The 24,038-nt window shown below is 37.9% G+C and carries 19 protein-coding genes; 8 read left to right on the top strand and 11 right to left on the bottom strand.

What is annotated here, in order from left to right; all coding sequences use genetic code 11:
* Nucleotides 1-632 precede the first annotated feature (632 nt).
* From IPP64_10460 to IPP64_10425, 8 genes are all read right to left on the bottom strand, one after another.
* Nucleotides 633-1,286, bottom strand: a complete 654-nt coding sequence (locus IPP64_10460; protein MBL0329818.1) for a hypothetical protein — start codon at nucleotides 1,284-1,286, stop codon at nucleotides 633-635.
* An 81-nt stretch (nucleotides 1,287-1,367) separates the two neighbouring features.
* On the bottom strand, nucleotides 1,368-2,171 hold the full coding sequence (locus IPP64_10455) for a hypothetical protein (GenBank protein MBL0329817.1): 804 nt from the start codon (nucleotides 2,169-2,171) through the stop codon (nucleotides 1,368-1,370).
* A gap of 10 nt (nucleotides 2,172-2,181) precedes the next feature.
* Nucleotides 2,182-2,664, bottom strand: a complete 483-nt coding sequence (locus IPP64_10450; protein ID MBL0329816.1) for a hypothetical protein — start codon at nucleotides 2,662-2,664, stop codon at nucleotides 2,182-2,184.
* 18 nt (nucleotides 2,665-2,682) lie between these two features.
* Entirely contained in the window at nucleotides 2,683-3,330 is a 648-nt protein-coding gene (locus IPP64_10445; protein MBL0329815.1) for a peptidylprolyl isomerase, read from the bottom strand.
* A 79-nt stretch (nucleotides 3,331-3,409) separates the two neighbouring features.
* A complete protein-coding gene (locus IPP64_10440; protein MBL0329814.1) occupies nucleotides 3,410-3,673 on the bottom strand; it encodes a hypothetical protein in 264 nt (87 codons plus the stop codon).
* A gap of 65 nt (nucleotides 3,674-3,738) precedes the next feature.
* Nucleotides 3,739-4,329 carry a hypothetical protein gene (locus IPP64_10435; GenBank protein MBL0329813.1) on the bottom strand — a complete coding sequence of 197 codons (591 nt, stop codon included), beginning with the start codon at nucleotides 4,327-4,329 and terminating at the stop codon, nucleotides 3,739-3,741.
* Nucleotides 4,330-4,446: 117 nt separating this feature from the next.
* Complete coding sequence (locus IPP64_10430) at nucleotides 4,447-5,988, bottom strand: hypothetical protein (GenBank protein ID MBL0329812.1); 1,542 nt, start codon at nucleotides 5,986-5,988, stop codon at nucleotides 4,447-4,449.
* Between the two features lie 104 nt (nucleotides 5,989-6,092).
* Nucleotides 6,093-10,034: a hypothetical protein gene (locus IPP64_10425; GenBank protein MBL0329811.1), complete on the bottom strand. Its 3,942-nt coding sequence runs from the start codon at nucleotides 10,032-10,034 to the stop codon at nucleotides 6,093-6,095.
* A 481-nt stretch (nucleotides 10,035-10,515) separates the two neighbouring features.
* Here IPP64_10425 and IPP64_10420 point away from each other — a divergent pair, with 481 nt between their 5' ends.
* Nucleotides 10,516-12,615, top strand: a complete 2,100-nt coding sequence (locus IPP64_10420) for a carboxy terminal-processing peptidase (GenBank protein ID MBL0329810.1) — start codon at nucleotides 10,516-10,518, stop codon at nucleotides 12,613-12,615.
* Nucleotides 12,616-12,976: 361 nt separating this feature from the next.
* Here the strand turns inward: IPP64_10420 and IPP64_10415 are convergent, their stop codons facing one another.
* Complete coding sequence (locus tag IPP64_10415; protein MBL0329809.1) at nucleotides 12,977-13,522, bottom strand: hypothetical protein; 546 nt, start codon at nucleotides 13,520-13,522, stop codon at nucleotides 12,977-12,979.
* A gap of 117 nt (nucleotides 13,523-13,639) precedes the next feature.
* Between IPP64_10415 and IPP64_10410 the strand changes: the two genes are divergently transcribed.
* From IPP64_10410 to IPP64_10385, 6 genes are all read left to right on the top strand, one after another.
* Nucleotides 13,640-14,425 carry a C1 family peptidase gene (locus IPP64_10410; protein MBL0329808.1) on the top strand — a complete coding sequence of 262 codons (786 nt, stop codon included), beginning with the start codon at nucleotides 13,640-13,642 and terminating at the stop codon, nucleotides 14,423-14,425.
* Between the two features lie 77 nt (nucleotides 14,426-14,502).
* Complete coding sequence (locus IPP64_10405; GenBank protein MBL0329807.1) at nucleotides 14,503-14,964, top strand: DUF882 domain-containing protein; 462 nt, start codon at nucleotides 14,503-14,505, stop codon at nucleotides 14,962-14,964.
* A 126-nt stretch (nucleotides 14,965-15,090) separates the two neighbouring features.
* Entirely contained in the window at nucleotides 15,091-15,957 is an 867-nt protein-coding gene (locus tag IPP64_10400; protein ID MBL0329806.1) for an ABC transporter ATP-binding protein, read from the top strand.
* 47 nt (nucleotides 15,958-16,004) lie between these two features.
* Nucleotides 16,005-16,538, top strand: coding sequence for a hypothetical protein (locus tag IPP64_10395; GenBank protein ID MBL0329805.1), 534 nt, complete (start codon nucleotides 16,005-16,007; stop codon nucleotides 16,536-16,538).
* Complete coding sequence (locus IPP64_10390; GenBank protein MBL0329804.1) at nucleotides 16,535-19,711, top strand: hypothetical protein; 3,177 nt, start codon at nucleotides 16,535-16,537, stop codon at nucleotides 19,709-19,711. Before IPP64_10395 ends, IPP64_10390 begins: the two co-directional genes overlap by 4 nt.
* Nucleotides 19,712-19,834: 123 nt before the next feature.
* Complete coding sequence (locus tag IPP64_10385) at nucleotides 19,835-20,269, top strand: nuclear transport factor 2 family protein (protein MBL0329803.1); 435 nt, start codon at nucleotides 19,835-19,837, stop codon at nucleotides 20,267-20,269.
* A gap of 4 nt (nucleotides 20,270-20,273) precedes the next feature.
* On the opposite strand, the gene IPP64_10380 is transcribed toward IPP64_10385, so the two are convergent.
* Together IPP64_10380 and IPP64_10375 are read right to left on the bottom strand one after the other, a co-directional pair.
* Nucleotides 20,274-20,864: a hypothetical protein gene (locus IPP64_10380; protein ID MBL0329802.1), complete on the bottom strand. Its 591-nt coding sequence runs from the start codon at nucleotides 20,862-20,864 to the stop codon at nucleotides 20,274-20,276.
* On the bottom strand, nucleotides 20,864-23,221 hold the full coding sequence (locus IPP64_10375) for a M1 family metallopeptidase (GenBank protein ID MBL0329801.1): 2,358 nt from the start codon (nucleotides 23,219-23,221) through the stop codon (nucleotides 20,864-20,866). The genes IPP64_10380 and IPP64_10375 overlap by 1 nt, the downstream gene beginning before the upstream one ends.
* A 262-nt stretch (nucleotides 23,222-23,483) precedes the next feature.
* Here IPP64_10375 and IPP64_10370 point away from each other — a divergent pair, with 262 nt between their 5' ends.
* A complete protein-coding gene (locus IPP64_10370; protein MBL0329800.1) occupies nucleotides 23,484-23,945 on the top strand; it encodes a hypothetical protein in 462 nt (153 codons plus the stop codon).
* Nucleotides 23,946-24,038 lie beyond the last annotated feature (93 nt).

Genomic DNA, 24,038 nt, shown 5'->3' with positions numbered 1-24,038 from the left:
AGGGGTATTGGACTTTTTTGTTGTTAGGGAGATAGGTCGCTCCGTAGGAGCGTCCTCCCGCTACCAGAAATTCCTTTTGGGCATGCGCAGAATCCTTTTCGGAATCCGAAAGTGGATCGTTCGAATGCGAAAAATCCGTTTTAGCATGCTAAAACTGAAATTGCGGATGCTAAAATTGGACTCTAGCATGCTAAACTTGAACCTTCGCATGCGAAAAATGCGTGTTCACCTCTCGGAGATGAAATTTAGCACGCGGGAATTCAAATGGCGAATGCTAAAATGGACTACTCGCATTCCGCAGGGGAAATTTCGACTGCTAAAAATGAAGCTACCTTACTCAAAAATGGATTTAGGGATGCTAAAGTTGAAATTTAGGATGCGAAGAATGAATTTCAGCATGCTAAAAAGGAACTTCGGCTTGCTAAAACAGATTTTCGGCACCGCTTCGATGAACTTCCGACTGCTAAAAATCTATTTACGGATGCGGAGAAGTGTTTTGAGCACCCGATAGCAGATGTTTTGGATGTGCTGAGGTAAAACTATTTTACAACCACTAATTTTTTTCCTTTACTGACTTCTTTTGAAGTTGATAAGGAATCAAGCAACGAGAAAATAATTTCATAAATTATTTCTTATTTATCTTCACCATTAAGACCGAAGTTGATACCCACACTTTTGAATAGCTGAATCAAATCCTTCTTTTTTTCAAAGCAGGTAATTTCCGGTTCGTTTTTTAAGTTCGATGTTCGAACAGTACTACACATTAAGCACATTTCAATAAATGCAAATGCTTTTTTGTCTTTGTGGTAAAAGATAATAGAATGACGTGGGTCAAAGCAAGGCGACATTTGTTGCATTAAGCACGTATTGTTGTAAAGAATGCCGAACAGCTTATTCCCTTGCTCTGAAGTTAATCTTACACGCTCTTTTATTCTTGTCGTATCAAAGTTCAGTTTTCCTTTTTTAATAATTTCAGGATTAAAATAGTTGCTGTATTTTCCGTCTGCAGTTGTATCCCATTCCATTCTGTTGGGGTACGATAAAATTTCGATATAATCGGCTGCCGAAAATGGGTAGGTGGAGGCTGCTTTTAATTTGTTTGCATTAATCACATAAAACGCTTCGGTCGTATCAGGACCCGTTTTAACCACTTTTTTAGGATACATTTCATAAAGTGTTGAATCTCCGGGAGGCGGATATGAAGCCGCCGGATCTGTTGCGTTAGTGCAGCTTGTGAATTCAATCACGCTAACAAATACGAGTAGTGAGAAGATTACTTTTTTCATGGGGTGGGTGATTTATCAAAGATGGTGAAAAAGTGAGGTTTAATTTAGGAGGGAGCCCAATCAATATGATTAGCTAGTAAATTACGAAGGTAATAAGCTATAATACTTTTCAAATTCTCTATTGTGAGTTTCTCCTAAAGTGTTTAAAATTTTATTTGCCTCTTTTCTTATTTCTTCCCATTCAGGTTTACTTTCAATGTTCTCAAGCGACCAAAGACTTTTATCTAACGCGTTTACTTTTTTTGAAAATTCGTCTAATCTTGGCTTTAAGTTCACTGATTTAACTGAATCCAGTTCAAGAATCTGTTTGTAAACGCCCGACTCAAAAGCAGAGGAAAAGCAAGTGTCTAATTCGAAAGTAATATTAAATGTCGGGGCAGACATTTTTTTTAGTGATTCAAAATCCAGAGAAAATAAAAACAAGGAGTCGTATAGCTGGGCATATACCCATATTTTTTTTTGTTCTGAAGAATATTTTTCAATTTGATTGTTAAACCATTTAAGCATTATTTGAATGCCAATAAAAATTCCCAAGCCAAAAGATATAGCCGTAAATCCAATACTATTGGAGGTGTTAAACTTTACTACTGTACCAAGCACCATTCCTAAACCACTAGCTGCAAAAAAGAAAGCCATTGAGTAAAACATCGATAAAGGGTTGCTTGTGAACGGACTGTCGTTCCAATCTGGTTTTGATATTTCTCTTCCACGCATTGCATTAAACTTTGAGATTATAGGAATGACAATGCAGCCAAAAAACAATGGGGTGAGTATCTGAATAATATCAAGTTGGTTCGCAACAGGAAAGGGAGTCAGCAGATTTATTAAAAATACAATCGCAATTATGATTGCTTTGATTTTTCCTGTTTTGTTCCAGTGTTTCATCATTTTCAAACTATTGAGCATCGTTTTCTATATCTTCTTTTGGTTGTTGGCCAAGTTTAATTACTACAACTTCTCGTTCAAAATCAGTTGTTCTTTTTGTAAAACCAATCCAATATTTTTTTGATAGTATTCCAATGAAAAATTCTTTATTAAAAATTAAATATACGAAGAGCATAATGGAATATGCCGGCTGCCCCCAATAAATAGGAATGTATAACGATCCTATGTTTGGACCTGTTGTAAAGGTTGTGATTTCGTGAAAGGAACTCAGTCCAGCAAAGTTGCCAATTATTAATGTAACACCTAATAAAAGTGTGAAAATGTTTTTATTCAAGAAGAGTAAAATCAGAGTCGCTGTGGTTAATACTAGGCTGTTGTAATGTTGGATGTTCATTGCTGCAGATGTGGTGAGTATCGTAATCAATAATTGGACACTTAGTGTTGCTAATATCAGAATTAGCCCGATATTAATAATATGTCTGTATTTTTTCATCGAATGTAATTACAGAATTTATTTTTTTATTTTTGTCAAACTCACATATGTTACAGATTTTCTTTCTCTGTATGGATTTTCCAATGATTTAATAATATGAAAGCCAAAAGAAGTTTCTGCCAGATAGACTTCCCCTTTTTTATGTTTGGTAATTTCTGTTTTAAATGCTTCCACGAAATTTGTGTTGTATGTCCACCCTAAATCACAATCTTTTGCAGAATTTTTGTCATCTGAATACAGTTTGCAAAGCATATCAAAATCTTTTCCTGTTTGAGCTTCTTTGAGTATATTGTTTGCTGATTCAAGTGCGCTTTCACGTCCTATGTTTATGTTTATCCAAATGTTGCCAACTCTTGCTCTGTATGCTGTATCAGCAGAAATAATCTTAATGTAAAAAATGGAGGTGTCCGTTTTATATGGACCATATACTCGTCCGGGAATCCCATTCAGAAGGTCTCGGTGAAATTGATTGATACTTGTATCAAACCCATAACCGAAATCAACATTTTCAATTGAGTAGGGAAGGTCAGAGTGTTTCTGAATGAATAGTGAATCCTGTGTTGATTTTTGAAAATCAACGATTACTTCTTTTTTAAATTCCTTTTGGGAAAATATAGGGTTTGATAAAATGATACAAAAGGTGAGTAGGGTAAATGTTTTTCTCATTAGATAAAGATAGGGAAATTTAGTCGAGAGCCTAACCACATAGTATGTCACTCGGCAGAGCCTATCACCTACGTGGGTATTAAAATCCTGAATTTTTGCTTAAATCTTCCAACATGTGGTTAATGTTATGTGAAACATGGTTTGGAGTAAACCAATTTGCATAAACAATTTTGCCGCCATTGGCTTCAGCAACAAAATATTGATACACATAAGAAGTTAGCATACAATGTAAAATTAGATAATTTTTATCCTGAGTGTCTATAGCTTTTTCAATAACATCTGCTTTAACAAATTTGAAATTATTGATTGTAGAATCTACTTTGAGTTCCATTTGCTCTTTCATATCTGCAATATTAATTAGTATGGTTTTCTTTTTAAGAGAATCTTTATTTTCGTTATAAAGTTTCTTTACTTCTCTAGACCTAATTTGTTTTCACCACTTTTTTCCAATACAGAAGTGAAATTTTGCATCGCTTGTAAGCAGTTTCCTAACTTATGCTTATATGACTCTACAGTTAATGCGTCTTCAAGCATGATGCCAATATCAAAAGTGGAGACTGATACAAAAATGATGGAAGTTTTAGGGTAGATACCGTATTTTATATTTCCTCCCATCACAAGCACTAATGCATCTACACTTGGTGAATAAGTATTCTCTAGCTCCATGTTTCCAGTTGCTCGACTTTTTTCCATGAATGTTGCAGAGCGTGCACCATAATGTGATTTTATTACAAATCCATTCTGAGATTCACTTCTCAAAGATTCTGAACTAGAAAATTGAGATAGTGAAATGAAGCTATATGAATTTAATTTCCAATATATTGGAACTAATTTTTTTATTTCATGATTATATAAACTTGTAGTATCATCATCTAAAACAAAATAGGTTTTATTTTTTTTTAATAATTCCAATTGCGATTTTGTTAATTCTCCATATTGTGCAAAAGAAGAATTAATAAGAATACAGAATAAAGATAAAATAAGAAGTTTTGTTTTCATGTAATGAATATACGTATTTTATTTGTTGATAACAAATTTGCGAAAACAAAACAGCTCCGCCCCGAATTCTCGGGACGGAGCTGTCTAATAACAAACAACTAACAACCAACAACCAAATTACTCCCCACCCGGCTTAACCACCGTTACCCACTTACCAGGCTTACGTGAATTAATCGTATTGTCGTACATCGCTTCACAATAGATGGTTGGTAAATAATATCTTCCAACATACGCAGCGTTCAATACAATGCGGAACGTACTTGTTTTGTATGGAGAAATATTGAAGTAAGTATACACTCTGTCGTCACGAATATCCTGGTACGTTGGATAATCGCTCTTAATTACAGATTCAGCTTCTTCCATTCTTGTGTTGTGAATTTCCCAACCGCTTGGGAAAATTTGTGACAAGGCCATTTGCAAGTATTCACCTTTTGTGCCTGGGTTGGTAATTTGTACCTCAGCAATAAAGTCGGTTCCTTGTTCTAGTTGTGAAACATCAATTGTTCCACCTGTCATGTTGGTATAATTAATTACCACTTTCAAGTCGTTGTCAACTTCAGTTTGGTCGCCAGTTTCCGGAATACCTTCTAAGATGATTCTTGCAAACATAATTCCTGTTCCATTATTTGTTACAGAAATATTTCCAACGTTAGCACCTTTCAATTGCATGTCAATTTGTTTAACAGGCAATTTGGTGTTGAGTGCAATTGGAGCATTGTTGTTGATTTTTACATTGTATTTCATCTCCTTGCTTGCTCCGCCCAATGCAGCAAACTTAGAAACGGAAATTAAACAATAAGCAGTTGTTTGTGTACTCATCCAACCGTTGCTGCTCAATGCTTTTGAAACAGATTTTACTACTGGACCCGCTTTTACTTTTTCGTTTAACAAGGTTAATGTTTCTAAAATCATGGCATCATCACGGTCGTTTGAGCCGTAGCTATAACCCATCTCACGGTAAGAAGCCGTAACATAAGGTAAACCAGTAATTAATTTTTTAGCAACTTCTGGTTGTCCAGCTTTTGCATAAGCAGCAGCCAATCTCCATTTTGCAGACGCAGATAAGTTCGGTACTTCTTTTAATCTGTTCATGGCACCCAACTCAGGAGCTTTCGCTAACGCAAGGGTATACAAACGGTACGCTTGATCTAAGTCGTAGTTATAATAGTACGAACCGTGGTTGGTACCGCGTGGCGACCAAGCATTGGCTTGGTTGCGTTGGTAACGTTTCCAGTTGTCCATCATTCCCGGAGGCAAGGCATATCCTTTTGCTTCTGCTTCTAATAAGAAGTGTCCGGCATAACTTGTTCCCCAATAATCTGCATCATAATGTCCGGCCCAATAACTCATTCCTCCGCTACTTGTTTGGAAAAGTTTGATGCGTTCAATTCCTGCTTTGATATTTTTATCAATTGCAATTTTGAAATCGCTGTTCAATTCCATGATGTCGGAAAGGAATAATTGAGGGAATACCGAAGATGTTGTTTGTTCAATACATCCATGAGGATACTCAATTAAATATTTCAAACGTTCACCTAAATTAATAGGAGGGATGCTCGAAAGTTCGAGTGTTCCTTTGTTTGTTCCCGCCATACCGGCAGGAGTGAATGGAGAATCCCAGGTTTTGCCGGCATCAATAATCGTTTCGATCACGTTCACCACTTTCGGATTTGGGTTGCGCACATCAATTTCAATATCGTATGCAGCTTTTTCATTTCCGCTGGTCGCGATGATTTTTACTTTACCAACACCGAGTAAGGAGTCTACTTTAATTTAAAGTTCACCACATCGTCACCCACTTCTTTAAAGGAAATGGATTTTGATTTTCCATCTAGAGCAGTGAACATGTTGTTGGTTTGAATTTCCACTTTCACATTCTTCACATGTTTTTCCATTGCGAAAACAGAAACAGGAAGATCTACTTCTTCACCCGGACCAACTACACGCGGTAATGTTCCAAGTATCATTAACGGATCACGCACCGGAGTTGTTTTTTCAGAAGAGCCGTATGCGCCTTTGTAACCGGCTACCACCATGGTTCTCACCGAGCCGACATATTGTGGCATCATGAATTCATGTGTTACGGTTTGTCCTTTTTTAAGGAAATACGGACCCATAAATTTTACCATTGGTTTAAAGCGGTTGGCTTTGTTGCCACCTTTGTTTCCGGCTTCACCGTCACCACCAATCGCGAGGATGCGTGTTAACTCAGCGCCAAATGCACCCATCACCATGTCGAACATGTCCCATGTTTTTACACCCAATGCTTCACGCGCATAGAATGCGCTCCAAGGATCAGGAGTTTTGAAACGCGTTAAGTCTAACAATCCTTCATCCACAATGGCGATGGTATACGTCATTTCTTTTCCATCTTTTTCAGAAACGGTAACAGTCGATTTTGTTTCCGGTTTCCACACGTCCGGTGTTTTAATTGCCGGTGTTAAATGGGTGGCAGGGTCTTCCACTAAAATTGGAACCACGCCATACAAACGGATTGGTAAATCGTTGATGGTTTGTGCATGCGGTTGTATCATCGTTACGTTCACATAAACGTTTGGTGTCATGTCTGCAGTAACCGGGAAGTTGAAGGTGGTTTCACCTTTCTTGGTTTCTGCCCAGAATGCTTTGATTACTTTCGATCCACTTTCTACACTAATTAAAGCACGGCCTTCACCCGATGATGGAATGGTTAATTTCACATCCTCACCCACGTTGTATTGTTTTTTATCGGAGCTGAATGATAATAAAGTAGCACCTGAATTTCCTTTTGGAGATTCACCTGCCCAAGCCGGCCAATCGATGTAAACGGTTTGCCCTGTTCTATGTCCGCTTTCTTCATCCGTTACACAAACGTAGAAGCGTCCCCAATCAGGGCGGTTTATACGCAAGGTAAATTGTCCTTTACCATTTACAGTTGAAATAACCTGATCTTGGATAGGTGCTTTGTATTCGTTTCCTACATAGTTGGCCAAGTCGCCATCATAGGAATCCCACCACCATCTCCAGCCAACTTTATACACTTGTACTTTTAGTTTGCTTTTCGAAACCGGTTTGCCATCACTGTCGAGTGTAACAACTTTAATCACGTGATTGGTATCGGTTACCAACATGCCGGAGAATTTATTTCCTTCCGGCACTTTCATCCCTACATAGGTTTCGTAAGGAGAATATGGCAATGAGAATTGATCAATACTAAATGCACCGCCTTTTTCAAACACACGGATTTTGAAACTTGCTTTTAACATTCCCGGTGCTGCATCGTTAACGGTGATGTCGGGTTTTACCAATGCTTTCCCTTCGTTATCGGTATTGCCATCAAAAATGGTTTGTGCTTCCGATGTGAAGTTGCGTGCTGCATCATCAAAGTTATAGTCTTCGTATTTTTTAAACGTGGTGTTGGATTCAGATAATGTTACTTCCACTTTTGCATTTAAATCTTTTGCAATGGCACCCACCAACCATTTTGCTTCCAAGGTTCCGTTGGCATCTTTATGTGCTACCGAAAGTTTATCACCCGGGAAGGTCAATTTGATTTTCAAACGATTTGGCATAATCGTTTCGATTTTGATGTTCTTGGTAAACCAAGCGCCACCAACTTTTATACGAGCGGTCCAGTTTCCTGTCGGAGAACTTTTCTCGGTAGTAGTAGTGAAATTATAGAAGCCATTTAATCCAACGGTCTTCGTAATTTTTCTAAACACTTGTCCCTGCGGATTCAACAATTCGAATTGTACCGGATGATTTTTTGGAAGTGTATTTTGTTTGTCTTCCAAAATAAACGACAAGAACAATGTATCACCCGGGCGCCACACACCGCGTTCGCCATAGATAAATCCTTTCAATCCTTTTTGTACTTCTTCACCCGAAACATCAAATGCGCTGAGTGATAAAGAAGAACCATCATCTAATTTTAAGTAACCGCGTTGGTTTCCAACTTTCGCAACCATCAGGAATGGCTTGCGTTTGAAGATCCCTTCGCACATTCCACCTTTGTCGGTTTTTAATGTTTTTAAAACCTGCAATTGATAATCGTAGATTTCAATCGTTGCATTTTTAATTGGTTCAGTGGTAATTAAGTTGGTAACAATAAACATCATCGAACCATCTGTTCCGCGTTTTGCAATTAATCCTAAATCGGAAGCAAGGATGTTGCGACTTACTTCACGATTGCGGTAATAATAATTTTTACATGGGTTATCACGATCATCGTAGTCATAATCGTAGTATTCATAATCATCATAATAGTAATCACCATAATAATCCCAATCGTGTTCATCTTCGGTATCATCTCCATCACTCATCTCCTGCATGCCTTCGTCCATGTTTTCCGGTTCAGAGCTATCGCATTTATAAGTAGAGTATTCTTTCTTGAACGAAATAATCACTTTATAGATGGCACCCGGTTCAGTTTTAATTAACTGTGCAAGATCGAAAGAGTAGTTGTTCCATTTCCCTAAATCCATTGCACTTTTTTGTGTCAGCTGAATGGTTTTTTTAAGAATTACTTTTCCAACACGTCTCAGTTCGCGGTCGCCCGACATGCTATTCACTTGCAAGAACTGCGGAATATTTTTTTCGTAGATTTTTAAAATCTTTACATCAACCGCTTTTAAACTCACGGCTTTGAAAGGGAAGATTAATCCGTTGGAGTTCGGAAGGATAATTCCTTTACCGATTAATTCCACATCCGGTTTAATTTCTTCGAACATTACTTCCATTACGTAACGTTCTTTTAATGGCATTCCTAAAATATTTTTCACACCCAATTCGGCAGTTATGGTGCGTGGTCCCGACTGACGTACATCCGGATAAACACGAATTTCATTGTCTTCAATAATGTATTTTAAAGTCGATCCACCGGATAAAGTCACCAATCCATCCAATACTTGATTCTCTTGGATAGGGTCGGAGAACTGCAGTACAGCGTATTGTTCAGGGCTTTGAATCACCTTTACATCTACTACTTTGAAATCACCAAGAGCAGGAATGTCGATGGATTTGTTTCCTTTTAATGCAACACCAATGGCGTCTCCGTCCCATGCTAAATCAACCTTTCCGGCTTTTTCGGTACGTTGAATTCCATCAACTGTGAAGCGGGAGATTGTTCTGCTTCCTTCGTGAATCCATGTGATGGTAAGCGCTTTACCGTTTTGAGAAGCGGTAACAACTTTTTCCATTTGTTGTGGATTGGCAACATCGGCTGTTGAGAGTGTTCCTTCCAAACGCTGTGTGCGTAAGGTTTTCTTGTCGGTGGTGGTCATGCGATCCACAAACACTTCAAACGATTGTTCCATGGTTTGAAATTCAAATTCGAAGGTTTCGAATTCAGATGGAACATCTAAAATATTAGATAAATAAAATTCAGCTTCATAATGTGTATTCGGTGGAAGCGGTTTCTCAGGGCGGAATTCAATGGTTCTGCTGTCTAACCAAACAGTAGTTCCTTTGATGCTCGGAGAAAAATCAAACAAGGATTTATCTACCGGTTTTCCGATTTCAATCGGAGCTTCCATTTCATTTGTTAATAGAATGCGGATGGTTGATTCACTCGAAATGATGCCGGAGGTGTAGGCGTTGATGTAGGCGCCAAATGCAGGATTGGTGCCCTCTTCACCTGATGAAGAATGTTTTTTGTTAAACACAATCAAGAAGAGCATACCGGCAGCAACTAGTCCGGAGATAAGCATTAACAGTCGTTTTGACATTTTTTTAGGAAGTTTGTGTGGTTAGTTTTTTGAGTAGAATCTGTTTGATGATGTAAATGTATAGCAAAATAACATTCTGTTATAAAATGTTAAATAATATTTATTTAGGTAACATTTGAGGGGGGCGTGCGTTATGGAATGAGCATTTGAAATGGAACGCGGACCAGCCTGCCGGCAGACAGGTGAAACGGAAATAACGGATGGGCACGTTTTTTTTATTCTGTGCGTTATTGCGAGGAACGAAGCAATCTCTTGCGAATTATAGTCATAAATGGGTATAGATTGCTTCGTTCCTCGCAATGACGGTTAAGTGATGGTGTTTCTGAAAATTGGGTATAAAATTTGACTGAAGTTTATGGAAAAACCAACTTTAAGTAATCTGTTAATAGAAACTGAAACCTAAAAACAACCGTTTGTCAAAATAAGCGTATAATTAACGCACAGATTCGTAAATTCGTAAAAAATCGTTATTCATATACATATGAAAATATCAAAAAAACTATTCTTCATTCTTCCCGCAGCCTTGGCGCTGGTATCGGCAACCATTATTGTTCAATCCGATAAGGAAGAAGCGATTGACCAGATATTGATGCAAAGTTTAAACACTGTGCATTATTCCCCTCAAACCATCGACAACAATTTCTCTGAAAAGGTATATAAACTCTATTTACAACGATTGGACTACAATAAAAAGTTCTTAATCCAATCGGATGTGGAGGAATTGAAAAAGTTCGAAAAATTGGTGGATGACGATATCAACAATGCTCGCTTCGAGTTTTTTGATAAATCCTTTGAGATCATTAACAAACGTGTAGAAGAGGCCAAAACCTATTATACCGAAATCCTTTCGAAACCATTCGACTTTTCTGGTGACGAAACTATTCAGTTGGATGCTGAAAAAATCAATTACGCCAAAGACAAAGCAGCTTTGAAAGAAGAGTGGAGAAAATCGCTGAAGTATCAAACGCTTGCACGCATGGTGGAAATGATGGAGAGCCAAGAGAAAGCAAAAGAGAAAAGCGATACGGTAAAATTGAAATCCAAAACCGAATTGGAAGCGGATGCGCGTAAGAAAATCCTAAAAAGCAACGATGATTATTTTAAACGTTTAAAGGAATTTGACCGTGATGATCGTATTGCCATTTATTTTAATGCGATTGCCGGGGTTTATGATCCGCATACCGAGTTTTTTGCTCCTAAGGACAAAGCTAACTTTGATATCGGCATGACCGGACAGTTGGAAGGAATTGGCGCACAGCTTCAAGAAAAGGATGGTTATATTAAAGTGAGCAGCATTGTTCCGGGTAGCGCTTCTTATAAACAAGGACAATTAAAAGGGGGAGACATTATATTAAAAGTCGGACAAGGAGATGCAGAGCCGGTGGATTTAACGGATATGAAATTGGACGATGTTGTGTTGTTGGTGAGAGGTAAAAAAGGAACAGAAGTGCGTTTGACGGTTAAAAAGCCGGATGCAAGTGTTATGGTAATATCCATCATTCGCGACATCGTAGTATTGGAAGATACCTACGCACAATCGGTTATTTTAAAGGGAAAGAAAAACATTGGTTACATTAAGTTGCCATCGTTTTATGCAGATTTCTCTGGTAAAACAAATCGTAGCTGTTCGAAAGACATCCGTAAGGAACTGGAGAAGTTAAAAGCAGAAAATGTAGATGGGATTATTCTAGACTTGCGTTACAATGGTGGTGGCTCGTTGCCGGATGTGGTGGACATGGCAGGATTGTTTATCGATAAAGGTCCTGTTTGTCAAGTGAAACAAAAATCTGCAGCAGCACAAGTATTAGAAGACAGAGATGCAGGAATTGTATATGATGGTCCGCTCACGGTAATGGTAAATTCGAATTCAGCTTCAGCATCTGAAATTATGGCGGCAGCGATGCAAGATTATAACAGAGCCTTGATTGTAGGAACATCACCATCTTCTTTCGGGAAAGGAACTGTTCAACGTTTCTTTAACTTGGATGATTATTTACCACCGGCTTATGCGAACATCAAACCATTGGGTGAAGTAAAAATCACCACTCAGAAGTTTTACCGTATTAACGGAGGAACGACCCAATTAAAAGGCGTTATTCCGGATGTAATTTTACCAGATCCATATTATTTGTTGGATCAAGGCGAAAAAGAACAAGATTATCCGATGGCTTGGGATGAAATTGCTCCGGCTAAATATTCAACATTGAAACAAGCATATTCGGTTTCACAAATCAAAACGAACAGTGCAGAGCGCGTGAAAAACAATCCAGGTTTTGCGATATTGAATGATGCTGCAAAGCGTTTGAAAAAACAAAAAGACAATACGGTTGTTTCATTGAACTTTGATAAATATGTAGCAGAGCAAAAAGCTTATAAAGAAGAAGCAAAGAAAATGGATGCCTTGGATAAAGAGATAGAAGGAGTAGAGGTTGTTGCATTAAAAGCAGATGCATTCCCTGAAAGTGATACGGTGAAAGTGAATAAGACGAAAGATTGGTACAAAGCTCTCAGAAAAGATATATATTTGAACGAAACGGTATCGATTATGAATGAGATGAATAATGGAGTGACGAAGAAATAACTCGTTCAACGAAATGTTCCTTGTGTGTCATTTCGAGCCCGCCTGACGCTAGGCAGGCGAAGTCGAGAAATCTTTTTTAGTTATAAGAGAAATGATTGTTTGTGATAAAAGGTCCTTCTAGAAATAGAGGGACTTTTTTTTACCTCATCAAGACCCCTCCCGTTAGCTAGCGGAATCCTTGAAATAAAGGAGAGGGGGAATACGATTGTTTCTAAAGAGTAATCAAAATGAATTTTGCGAAGCGACACCCTTCTCCTTAAACAAGGAGAAGGGGTGGGGATGAGGTCTGCAGATAAAACAAAAAAGCCTCGCATTTCTGCGAGGCTTTTTTATAGTAGTAGTTTTTCTGTGCTTCAATCTATTATTTCACTAACTCACCATTTTGATAGGTTTGAGTGGTGGTTGTTTTTCCGGTTTCGTCATACCACGTCCAAACGCCATCTTTTTGTCCGTCAGCAGTATAAGAACCTTCAAAATTTTTGTTTCCATTTTCATGGTAACCAATCCATCTTCCGGTGTTTACCATTCCATTAGCAATACCGCCTTGTGAATGTTTTTGTCCGTTTTTATAAAAATGAACCGAAGTACCAGCTGTAAAGTTGATTTCAGACTCTAATTGTCCGTTATCGTACCATACTTTCCAGGTACCCACCATAATTCCATTGTTGTAGTATTCTTCGGAGCGAACTTTCCCATCTTCAAACCAGTTGGTCCACATACCATCTTTGATAATGTTAACGGATTGACGCGATTGTACCTCTTTGGAAGCTGAAGGATCCATGTCTTTTCCAATGGTCATTCCTTCACTTTTTTTGTTGCCGTTTGGCCACGTTTCTGTGCGTTTATTTTGCGCATTTACAGTTGTGAATAAGGCAACTGCTGCGAATGTGAATAGAAACTTCTTCATTTTTTTGATAGATAATGTTATACTACAAAGATATTTAAATATTTTTAGGTCTGATGAATCAAAGTACTATATTTATGATGGAAAAAAGTACCAAAAGGTTGCATCAAAATCGATGATATGGCAAAAACAAAACGAATTTTCAATTGTGTGCCTTCCCGTGATAAGCAGGACGACTGGCATGCCGACAAAGCCCGGGAGCTAGGGCTGAATGTAAAAAATAAAAAACTTCCCAAATCGGTAGATTTAAGGGCAAAATGGTGGAAAATCGGCAATCAAGGAGAAACGGGAGCCTGTGTAGGTTGGGCAACTGCTGATTCGTTGTTGAGATACCATTTTACAAAGGCTAAAAAGATAAAACCGGGCGAAAGTATGTCGGTTCGTTTCATCTGGATGGCTTCCAAAGAGATGGATGAATATGTGGATTATCCTACAACATTTATTGACGATTCGGGAACGAGTTTAAAATCGGCTCTAAAAGTCACCAAAAAATTTGGTGCATTAAAAGCCGACCACCTTCCGTTTGAAGGGCGATTGGTAAAAATCAAGGAAGCCAACTTTTTAAAAGTAGCAGGCAAGTATAAGGTAAAAGGGTATTATAACCTTACTAAAAAACAATCGGAGAAAATCGAGTTGTTCAAAGCCTGGCTGGCCTTTCAAGGTCCGATTTTGACTTGCTTGGATTGCGACAATTCCTGGAACTATGTGAAGAAAGATGGTTTGTTAACTAAGTTTGATAAAAAGTCGGTGGAAGGTGGACACGCCATTTCAATTGTCGGCTATACCGAAACCCATTTTATCATCCGTAACAGTTGGGGAACCGATTGGGGGCATAAAGGATTTGCCTATGCCAGCTTCGATTATGCAAAAGATGCGTTTAAAGAAGCGTATGGGATTATTGTATAAGAATGGAAGATGGGAAATGGGAAATGGAAGATGGGAGATGGAAAATAGTATAAAACAACTAACAACTAACAACCAACATGATCGCGAATCAAAAACTTAGCAAAAATTTTTCACTTCACGAATTGTTAATGACAAGTCATCGAAAGTTTGATGATGAACAATACAATCCACCACCGGAAGTGGTTGCCAACTTAAAAGCATTGTGTGTAAATGTTTTACAGCCCTTGCGCGATGCATTGGGAACACCCATAACAGTGAACAGCGGTTATCGTTGTCCTGCGCTCAATAAAGCCATTGGCGGTGCGAGTAAAAGTCAGCACATGACCGGACATGCAGTAGATATTATTGATTTGACAAATGGGAATCAAAAATTATTCAAAAAAATAAAAGCATTGAATTTGCCATTTGATCAGTTGATTGATGAATTCGGTTTTCGTTGGGTACATGTATCGTATGATCCCAATCGCAATCGAAAACAAATATTACAGGCTAAAAAAGATGCAAAAGGAAAAACTATTTACGTTACTCCTCAGCTTTAAGGCTTGCAGATAAGAACCAACCATTAATCAAGACATATGACCATTAATCATAAAGGATTAAAGTCAACTCTATTGTAACATATCTTTGGGGTATACGTCATACCCTCAAAAAAATAAAAGCTACCTATGAACTTATCGATTCAAAACTTATCAAAGACCTATTCAAATGGTTTAAAAGCACTCAATAATATCAACTTGGAAATCGGCAGCGGCATGTTCGGATTGCTTGGCCCGAACGGAGCAGGGAAATCATCGTTGATGCGTACCATTTCAACGTTGCAGGAAGCGGATAGTGGAACAATTATGTTGGGTGAGTTGAATGTGCTCAAACAAAAAGATGAGGTGAGAAAAGTGTTGGGCTATCTGCCACAAGATTTCGGATTTTATCCACGTGTGTCGGCTTGGGATATGATTAACCATTTTGCAATTCTGAAGGGAATTAATAATCCGAAAGAACGCAAGGAAGTTTGTGAAGGGTTATTGAATCAAACTAATTTATTTGAAGCGAGAAAAAGAAATATTGGCGATTACTCCGGTGGGATGCGTCAGCGATTTGGAATTGCACAAGCGTTGTTGGGAAATCCGAAATTGATTATTGTGGATGAGCCAACAGCAGGATTGGATCCGATGGAACGCAATCGTTTTCATAATTTATTGAGTGAGATTGGTGAGAATATCATTGTGATTTTGTCGACTCACATCGTAGAAGATGTTCGGAATCTTTGTTCCAAAATGGCGATCATGAATCAAGGAACGGTATTGTTGTATGGCAAACCGAACCAGGCCATTGATGATATGAAAGGCAAAATTTGGATGAAGCTGATCGATAAAGAACAGTTGACAGAAAATAAAGAGGCGCATAAAGTGATTTCTACAAAGGTGGTAGAAGGAAAAATTCAGATCCATGTATTTAACTCCACTCAACCAGATGGCTCTTTTGCTCCGTTGGTAGCGGATTTGGAAGATGTGTATTTCGCAACCATTACTAACTAAAAATTACCCAGTCACCTAGTCACTTAGTTACTTAGTCACCTATATCTATGTTCAAACAAATATTCTTATTCGAATTAAAACTCTGGTTGAAAAAACCGGCTACGTATATTTTCTTTTTTGTGTTCTTTGGTTTGTCGATGTTTGCAACTGCTGCTTTGTCGGGGTTGATTGGCACTTCCGGTGATACAAATGTTACGATTAACTCAGCAAAAGCTATTGCCGAAAGTTTAAATGGTTTGATTACCGACATTGTCGGAATAATCATCCTAATTACAATCATCGCTCCTGCAGTGTATAAAGATTTTCAATACAACATGCATCCGCTGTTGTTCACCAATCCCATTACCAAATTTGGTTATATGTTTGGGCGTTTCTTTGCATCCTTCTTAGTAGCGATGTTTGTGATTACCGGTGCTATTGTTGGGCATGTTGTTACTTGTGCGATTCCGGGAATTGAGCCGGAGCGGTTGAGTGTATTCAACCTGATAAACTACATTCAACCATTTTTGTTTTTGCGATTCCCAATATTTTATTGGTCGGTGCTATTTTCTTTTCGTTGGTTACTTTTTCAAGAAACATGATTGCAGCCTATGTCGGTGCAATTATTTTGCTGGTGTTAAAAGGGATTTCTCCTTTGTTGTTGTCGGATATCGAAAACCAAGATCTTACTTCATTGTTAGATCCATTCGGAGATCAGGCATTTGCGAATGCTACAAAATATTGGTCGGCTGAAGAACAAAACACTTTGGGCATTCCCATGAGTGGAATGTTGTTGTACAACCGTTTGTTGTGGTTGGGTATTTCCTTAGGAATAACAGTATTTACCTATTCCCGATTCCAGTTTTCACAATTTAATAATCCGGTTTCATTCTCCTTATTCAGAAGAAAGAAAGAAGAAATCAAATCCATTGCTTCCGTTCCATTGTTATCGTTATCCGACTTGCCGAAGGTAACTCAAGTATTTAATTTCCGATTCAGCTTGTATCAGATTTGGTATTTGGCAAAGTTTGAATATTTCAAAGTGGTGAAAACCATTTTCTTTATCATCATTGCATTGGTATGTATGCTGGTGTTAACCTTGGTGTCGCCTGTATTTGCTCAATTGTATGGAACACCAACCTTGATGGTGACGTATCAGGTGTTATTAATCAGCGGAATTGTATTCATGATTTTCGCTCCGGTATTAATTGTTTTTTATTCGGGCATTGTGGTGTGGCGAGAAAAGGATGCAAAGGTGGATGAGTTAGTAGGTGCTGCACCGATTTCAACTTGGACGTCCTTCTTATCAAAGTTAATGGGATTGATTATGATGCAAGCAACCTTGCTCTTGCTGATTATGATTACAGGTGTCTTCATTCAGTTGTACGATGGATTTTATGAGATTAATTTTTTACTCTACATCAAAGAATTGTATGGTTTTAAATTTATCGGTTTGATTTTGATGTGCATTTTATCCATGTCGATTCAAGTGTTCTTCAATCAAAAATTTGTGGGTTATTCCGTTTCTGCCATTTTAATTGTGGTGTTGCCCATCTTGGCAAATGCGATGGGCTGGGACAATGGCTTGTATCAATTTAATAGCAGCGGTCCGCGCATGTCGTATTCCGACATGAATGGATACGGACATCAGCTGTATACGTTTGTGATTTATAAATCGTATTGGTTAAGTTTTGGAATGATTTTGATTGTGCTCTCTAATTTGTTTTGGAACAGAGGGAAAGAAGGTGGATTTAAAAATCGTTTCCGTGTAGCGAAAGCATCGTTTAATACGAAAGCGAAGTTGGCAATGAGCTTAAGTATTGCTTCGTTTTTATTTTTCGGTGGTTTTATCTATTACAATACAAATGTGTTGAATAAAAATATTTCTGAAAGCAAGCAACAAAAAGCGCAAGCAGAGTTTGAGAAAAAGTATAAACGATTAAGCAACACACCACAGCCGCGTATTATCGGTGCGAATTGGAATGTGGATATTTTCCCGAATGAGCGTGGTGTAAAGATGAATGGCTACTATTGGTTGAAAAACAAAACAACACAACCGATTGATAGTGTGTTGTTGAATTTGTATCCGGAAATAAAGTTGAATTCCTTTGAGTTTCCTTCAGTGTATGGTGCAACACTTGCGTTGGATGATAAAGATGCAGGATTTAGAATTTACAAACTGGCTAAAAAGTTAATGCCGGGTGATTCCATGAAAGTAGAAATGAACCTAGAGCATTTCCCGAAAGGATTTAAAAATTCGGATGCAGGAACGGCTGTAGTTTACAACGGAACATTCTTTAACAGTATGTTTTTACCAAGTTTCGGGTATCCGGAAGGAGCAGAGTTGTCGGATGATTCGGATCGTAAAAAACAAGGACTGGCTAAAAAAGAACGCATGGCCAATGTAAACGATTCCACTGCATTGAAAAACACTTATATCAGCAGTGATGCCGATTGGATTGACTTTGAATGTACGTTGAGTACCGTAAGTGATCAGGTTGCCATTGCTCCGGGATATCTTTTAAAAGAGTGGGAACAAGATGGCAGAAAATATTTCCATTATAAAATGGATTGTAAAATTTTAAATTTCTATTCTTTCTTGTCTGCTCGTTACGAAGTAAAACGCGACCAATGGATTCCTGGTGCAGGCTCTGCAAATAAAGAACCGGTGGCAATTGAAATCTATTATCACAAAGGACATGAGTACAACATTGATCGAATGATTAATGGAATTAAAAAATCGTTGGATTATTATACAACGAACTTTAGTCCGTATCAACACCGCCAGGTGCGCATTTTAGAGTTCTCATTGATACATGGAACATTTGCGCAATCGTTCCCGAATACCATTCCGTTTTCGGAAGGGATAGGATTTATTGCAAAAGTTGATTCGTTGGATCCGGAGTCGGTGGATTATCCGTTCTATGTTACGGCACATGAGGTGGCGCATCAATGGTGGGCACATCAAGTGATAGGAGGAAATGTACAAGGAGGAACAGTGATGTCGGAAACGATGAGTCAGTATTCGGCTTTGATGGTGATGGAAAAACAGTTTGGAAAACAAGCCATGAAAAAATTCTTGAAATATGAAATGAATCGATATTTACAAGGACGTGCATTGGAAGGTAAAAAAGAAAAACCATTGATGTTGTGTGAAAATCAGTTGTACATCCATTACAACAAGGGCAGTGTGGTGATGTATGCCTTGCGTGATTATATTGGAGAAGATTCACTGAATGCGGCTTTGGCGAAGTACATTAAAAAAGTTGCGTATCAGGAACCACCATATACCAATTCGGTAGAGTTTTTAAGTTTTATAAAAGCAGCAACACCGGATAGTTTGAAATACATCATCAACGATATGTTTGAAACGATTACGTTGTATGAAAACAAAACCACAAAATGTTCTTATACTAAAACACCGGATGGAAAATATTTGGTGAAACTATCCATCGATTGTAAAAAAATGAAAGCGGACAGCATTGGTAAGCTGAAAGATGTAGCCATCGCTGATTGGATTGATGTAGGGGTGTTTGGTAGCAAAGATGTGAAAGGTAAAAAAACAGAAACCGAATTGTATTTACAAAAACGGAAGATTGATAAAAATAAAATGGAGTTTGAAATTCTGGTGAATGAAGAGCCTGTGAAAGTTGGAATTGATCCGTACAATAAATTAATTGACAGAACACCTGATAACAATACACGCAAGTTTACGGATAAAGCTCCAGTAACAGATGCTAAAGATGGTGGAGCGAGTGTGACGATTGGAGGGTAATGAAATTATGAATTTTACTGAGCGTCATTGCGAGGAACGAAGCAATCTTTCCAAATATTGGCAAGGAATCCAATTATGAGAGATTGCTTCGTTCCTCGCAATGACGTTCAAAAAAAATATACTATGAAAAAGCTACTTCTATTATTCTCTTTACTATTATTTACATCAACTACATTCTCTCAGGAAGATGTGAAAGCGCTTATTGCCAAAATAATGGATGAGCAAGAATTGGCTTGGAACAAGGGAGATATTGATGGATTTATGTCGGCTTACTGGAAGAGTGATAGTCTGAAATTTATTGGAAAGAATGGAATTACGTATGGTTGGCAAAATACATTAGACAATTATAAAAAATCGTATCCTGATAAAGCGACCATGGGCACATTGGATTTCACGATTATCAGCATCGATGAAGTTTCTCCAAGTACCACGTTTGTTGTAGGAAAGTGGCATTTAAAAAGAGATAAAAGCAACAAAGGAGATGTAGGAGGTTATTTTACGTTGGTATGGCGAAAAACAGAAACCCGCTGGGTGATTGTGATGGATCACACGAGTTAGTTTATTACCTGTATGTATAAGTTGCAATAAATGTTTCAGGAAAAAGTAGTCTCTCTTTTTCTGATTGATTCAATCGCTCGATTAATTCCGGATAAATGTAATTTGCGCTGAGGGTGCTGTCGTTTTTAAGGCTAAAAATGATAAAGGGCTTACCAATGAATGACTCTTCTGTTTTATTTATTTCTTTAACAATAGGAAAATCATATTTTGTATCAAGGTTGTTGTCCCAGTATACGACTATCTTTTCTTTTGAAGCAATTATTGGGAAACTCGCCCAGCATTCGGGTGTGAATTCAATTTGTAATGTGTCGGGTTGATAGAGATTAAAATGAAGCCAAGTAGAAGGGGAGTCCTTTTCTATTTTAACCCACGTTGTCGAATGTTTATCATAAACAACTTCAGAAATGTTATTGAATTTAAGCGGATTCAGATCTGCTGACTTTAAACTGTCAACGACTTCTCCCATTGTGCTATCCAACACGGCAATTTCACCATCCAATTTCTTTAATTGATTTTCTAATTCACGCTCTCCGGATGTGCAAGAAATGAATAATGTTGTTACAAGGGAGAATATGAAAATCTGTTTTTTACACATTACTTCCCTCTTCCTTTATTCTTTTGCATCCAATTAACATCGTTTGTATCGTAACGACTTCCACGTTTTGCTTTGTACACTTCAAAACGTGATTTGGTGGTCATTTTCGGCCATGAATTGTTTTCTACATTGATGTCTGCTGTTTCTTTGAATGGATCAATCAAAATGGATTTCACTTCTTTGTATTTCACAAATGTCTTTACCACTTTTTGTTCGTTCTTTCTCCAGATGTACGCACTGATTTGTTCGGTTTCGCTGGTGCCATCAACATAATTCCATTGGATGATGATGGGCATCACCAAGCCCCCTTTGTTTGAAAATACCAATTCGTAGTAGAAATTATTTTCAAATGCTTTTATTTCTTCATCGGTAACCACATTGAGTTTTGCATTGGCATTGTACTTTATTTTATCCGGATAAATAATTTTTGGTGCTTTGTTATAAAAATAATAATCTCTTAAAGCAGTATCTGTATCCACTAAAAACTTCATACCACTTTGTTTGTTTCTGATTTTTGAAACGTGTTGAAATTCTGCCGTTTCTTTTACTTCCGGGCGTTTCCATGTTTCTATTTTCTCAGGAACTTCTTTTGAGTTTTTTACCGTAAACATTTTTACGCTGTCTAATGAAATATCTACAGGATCAGTATCATAAAACCAACCTCTCCAAAACCAATCCAAATCCACACCGGAAGCATCTTCCATTGTCCTGTAAAAATCAGCAGGAGTAGGGTGTTTGAACGCCCAGCGTGTTGCGTATTGTTTGAATGCAAAATCGAATAGCTCGCGCCCCATTACTGTTTCGCGCAAAATATTTAAAGCGGTACAAGGTTTTCCGTAAGCGTTTGCTCCGAAATTATTTATGTTTTCGCTGTTGGTCATGATGGGTTCCAACTCATTTTTTGTCGACTTCATATAGTCTACAATTTTATCAGCCGGTCCGCGGTTGGAAGGATAGTTGTTATCAAATTCCTGTTCTGTTAAAAATTGGCAGAAGGTATTCAAGCCTTCATCCATCCAGCTCCATTGGCGTTCGTCACTGTTGATAATCATCGGGAAGAAATTATGTCCCACTTCATGAATGATTACTCCAATCATTCCGTATTTCACGCGTTCGGTATAGGTTCCATCCGGTTCTGTTCGTCCATAGTTAAAACAAATCATCGGGTATTCCATTCCGTTGGCAGCTTCCACGCTGATTGCTACCGGATAAGGATAATCAATGGTGTATTTTGAATAGGTGCGGATGGTATGCGCTACAACTTTCGTTGAATAGCGATTGTACAAGGCATACGATTCTTTTGGATAATAGCTCATGCACATCACGGTTTTGTTTCCTTGTTTGATTCCCATCGCATCCCAAACAAATTTACGGGAGCTGCCCCAAGCAAAGTCGCGTACATTTTCAGCCGAGTACTTCCAGGTTTTGAATTTTGTTTTGTCAGGTGCTTTTTCTTTTTCTTTTGCTTCAGCAAGGGTTGCAATTTCAATAGGTTTGTCGGCAGTTTCGGCAGTTTTCCATTTTGTTAATTGCTCCGGAGTTAATACTTCATTGTAGTTGGTGCAGGTTCCGGTAGCTGCAATGATATGGTCGGCAGGTACGGTCATACTTACTTTATAATCACCGAATGCTAATGAAAATTCACCTCTACCGGTAAATTGTTTGTTATTCCATCCACCATAATCGTTGTATACACACATACGCGGATACCATTGCGCCATGGTAAACAAAGCGCTTCCATCTTCAAACGGCTCATAACCGCCTCTGCCACCGATGCGGGTACGTTCAGGTATTTTATAATTCCATTTTATTTTAAAGATGTATTGCTGTCCGGATTTTAAAACTTGAGGTAAGTCAATTCGCATCATGGTGTAGTTGATGGTAAATGGTAGTTTTTTACCGGTAGCATCTTCTACATACACAATGTTTACTCCACCGCCATCCAGTTGTTTTTTTACATCCAATCCGATGAGTTGTTGGTCGGTAACCGGTTGTGTGACTCTGCTGCCATCAAAATAGTTAGCTTCATTAGTCGGGTTATGTTGGTTTTCGTCCAGTTGTAACCATAAATAAGTAAGATTATCCGGAGAGTTGTTGGTATAGGTGATTTGTTCTTCGCCTTCGAGTGTCAATGTTTTTTCATTAAGGAATGCATCAATTACATAATCTGCTTTTTGTTGCCAGTATTGACTTCCGGGAGCACCCGAAGCAGAACGGAAATTGTTTGCATCCGGCAAAATGGTTCCCAATTGCTCAAATTTATTTCCATGATTGGATTTGGGATTGTTTTGAATGTTTTGAGCGAGAGCAGCATTTGAAATTATAAGGACAGCAAGCAGGGATGTAAGTTTTCTCATTGTATTCGAATCAAATTAAATTTCAATAAATCTAAGGAAAAAAGCAATAAGTGATACTCAAATATGATGAATGGTTGGTTTGGCTTATGGTAATTCGTTAAATTTGTTCAATGGTTGGTAGTTCTTGTCACTGATTCGCAGATTTTTATTTTTAGGTTTAATTAAAGCAGATTACTGTCTTTGACAGTCGGATTTAAATGACGTTATGAAAAATATAAAAAGGTTAAGAATTTGTTTTGTGAGTTTGATAATACTGCTTTCGATGAGTTCATTTTTATCTGTTGCTCATAAATATTATGTGGGTTTAACGGAAGTGAATGTCAATACGGAGAAGCATACGTTGGATGTGAGTACAAAACTCTTTATGGATGATTTGGAAGTATCGTTGGCTCGATTTGCGAACAAACGTGTGGATTTGAGTGTTTCTGAAAATAATAAAGAAGTGGAAGCATTGCTGATCAGTTATTTCGAAAAGAACTTAAAAATAAATGTGGGAGGGAAGTTGTTGAAATTAGAGTTTGTTGGATTTGAAGTAGAAAACGATGCCGTTTGGTGTTACCAAGAAGTTCTTCATTTCAAAGGAAAGGGAACGGTTTCAATTTACAATACCTTGTTGTACGATTATTTTTCGGAGCAAGCCAATTTGATAAATGTATCGTGGAATACAATTCATAAAAGTGCACGCTTGACCAATCCGGATAAGTTGGCGGAGTTTATCTACTAAGACCTCGCCTTGTCCATAGGCAAATTTGCATCCGAAATCCCCAAAACACATAAAGGGAAAATCATTTTTTATCATGAAGATCATGATAATCTG

Source organism: Bacteroidota bacterium, assembly GCA_016722565.1.
Classification (GTDB): Bacteria; Bacteroidota; Bacteroidia; order 2-12-FULL-35-15; family 2-12-FULL-35-15; genus 2-12-FULL-35-15.
The sequence above is the reverse complement of the archived record's forward strand: the minus strand, read 5'-3'. Positions and strand labels throughout refer to the sequence as shown.

Excerpts from the sequence above, each read along its gene's own strand:
- IPP64_10420 (MBL0329810.1), top strand. The coding sequence starts at position 10,516 with ATGAAAATATCAAAAAAACTATTCTTCATTCTTCCCGCAGCCTTGGCG.
- IPP64_10455 (MBL0329817.1), bottom strand. The coding sequence starts at position 2,171 with ATGAAACACTGGAACAAAACAGGAAAAATCAAAGCAATCATAATTGCG.
- IPP64_10410 (MBL0329808.1), top strand. The coding sequence starts at position 13,640 with ATGGCAAAAACAAAACGAATTTTCAATTGTGTGCCTTCCCGTGATAAG.
- IPP64_10405 (MBL0329807.1), top strand. The coding sequence starts at position 14,503 with ATGATCGCGAATCAAAAACTTAGCAAAAATTTTTCACTTCACGAATTG.
- IPP64_10400 (MBL0329806.1), top strand. The coding sequence starts at position 15,091 with ATGAACTTATCGATTCAAAACTTATCAAAGACCTATTCAAATGGTTTA.
- IPP64_10375 (MBL0329801.1), bottom strand. The coding sequence starts at position 23,221 with ATGAGAAAACTTACATCCCTGCTTGCTGTCCTTATAATTTCAAATGCT.
- IPP64_10415 (MBL0329809.1), bottom strand. The coding sequence starts at position 13,522 with ATGAAGAAGTTTCTATTCACATTCGCAGCAGTTGCCTTATTCACAACT.
- IPP64_10385 (MBL0329803.1), top strand. The coding sequence starts at position 19,835 with ATGAAAAAGCTACTTCTATTATTCTCTTTACTATTATTTACATCAACT.
- IPP64_10395 (MBL0329805.1), top strand. The coding sequence starts at position 16,005 with ATGTTCAAACAAATATTCTTATTCGAATTAAAACTCTGGTTGAAAAAA.
- IPP64_10370 (MBL0329800.1), top strand. The coding sequence starts at position 23,484 with ATGAGTTCATTTTTATCTGTTGCTCATAAATATTATGTGGGTTTAACG.
- IPP64_10380 (MBL0329802.1), bottom strand. The coding sequence starts at position 20,864 with ATGTGTAAAAAACAGATTTTCATATTCTCCCTTGTAACAACATTATTC.
- IPP64_10390 (MBL0329804.1), top strand. The coding sequence starts at position 16,535 with ATGATTGCAGCCTATGTCGGTGCAATTATTTTGCTGGTGTTAAAAGGG.
- IPP64_10445 (MBL0329815.1), bottom strand. The coding sequence starts at position 3,330 with ATGAGAAAAACATTTACCCTACTCACCTTTTGTATCATTTTATCAAAC.
- IPP64_10435 (MBL0329813.1), bottom strand. The coding sequence starts at position 4,329 with ATGAAAACAAAACTTCTTATTTTATCTTTATTCTGTATTCTTATTAAT.
- IPP64_10460 (MBL0329818.1), bottom strand. The coding sequence starts at position 1,286 with ATGAAAAAAGTAATCTTCTCACTACTCGTATTTGTTAGCGTGATTGAA.
- IPP64_10450 (MBL0329816.1), bottom strand. The coding sequence starts at position 2,664 with ATGAAAAAATACAGACATATTATTAATATCGGGCTAATTCTGATATTA.
- IPP64_10440 (MBL0329814.1), bottom strand. The coding sequence starts at position 3,673 with ATGAAAGAGCAAATGGAACTCAAAGTAGATTCTACAATCAATAATTTC.
- IPP64_10425 (MBL0329811.1), bottom strand. The coding sequence starts at position 10,034 with ATGTCAAAACGACTGTTAATGCTTATCTCCGGACTAGTTGCTGCCGGT.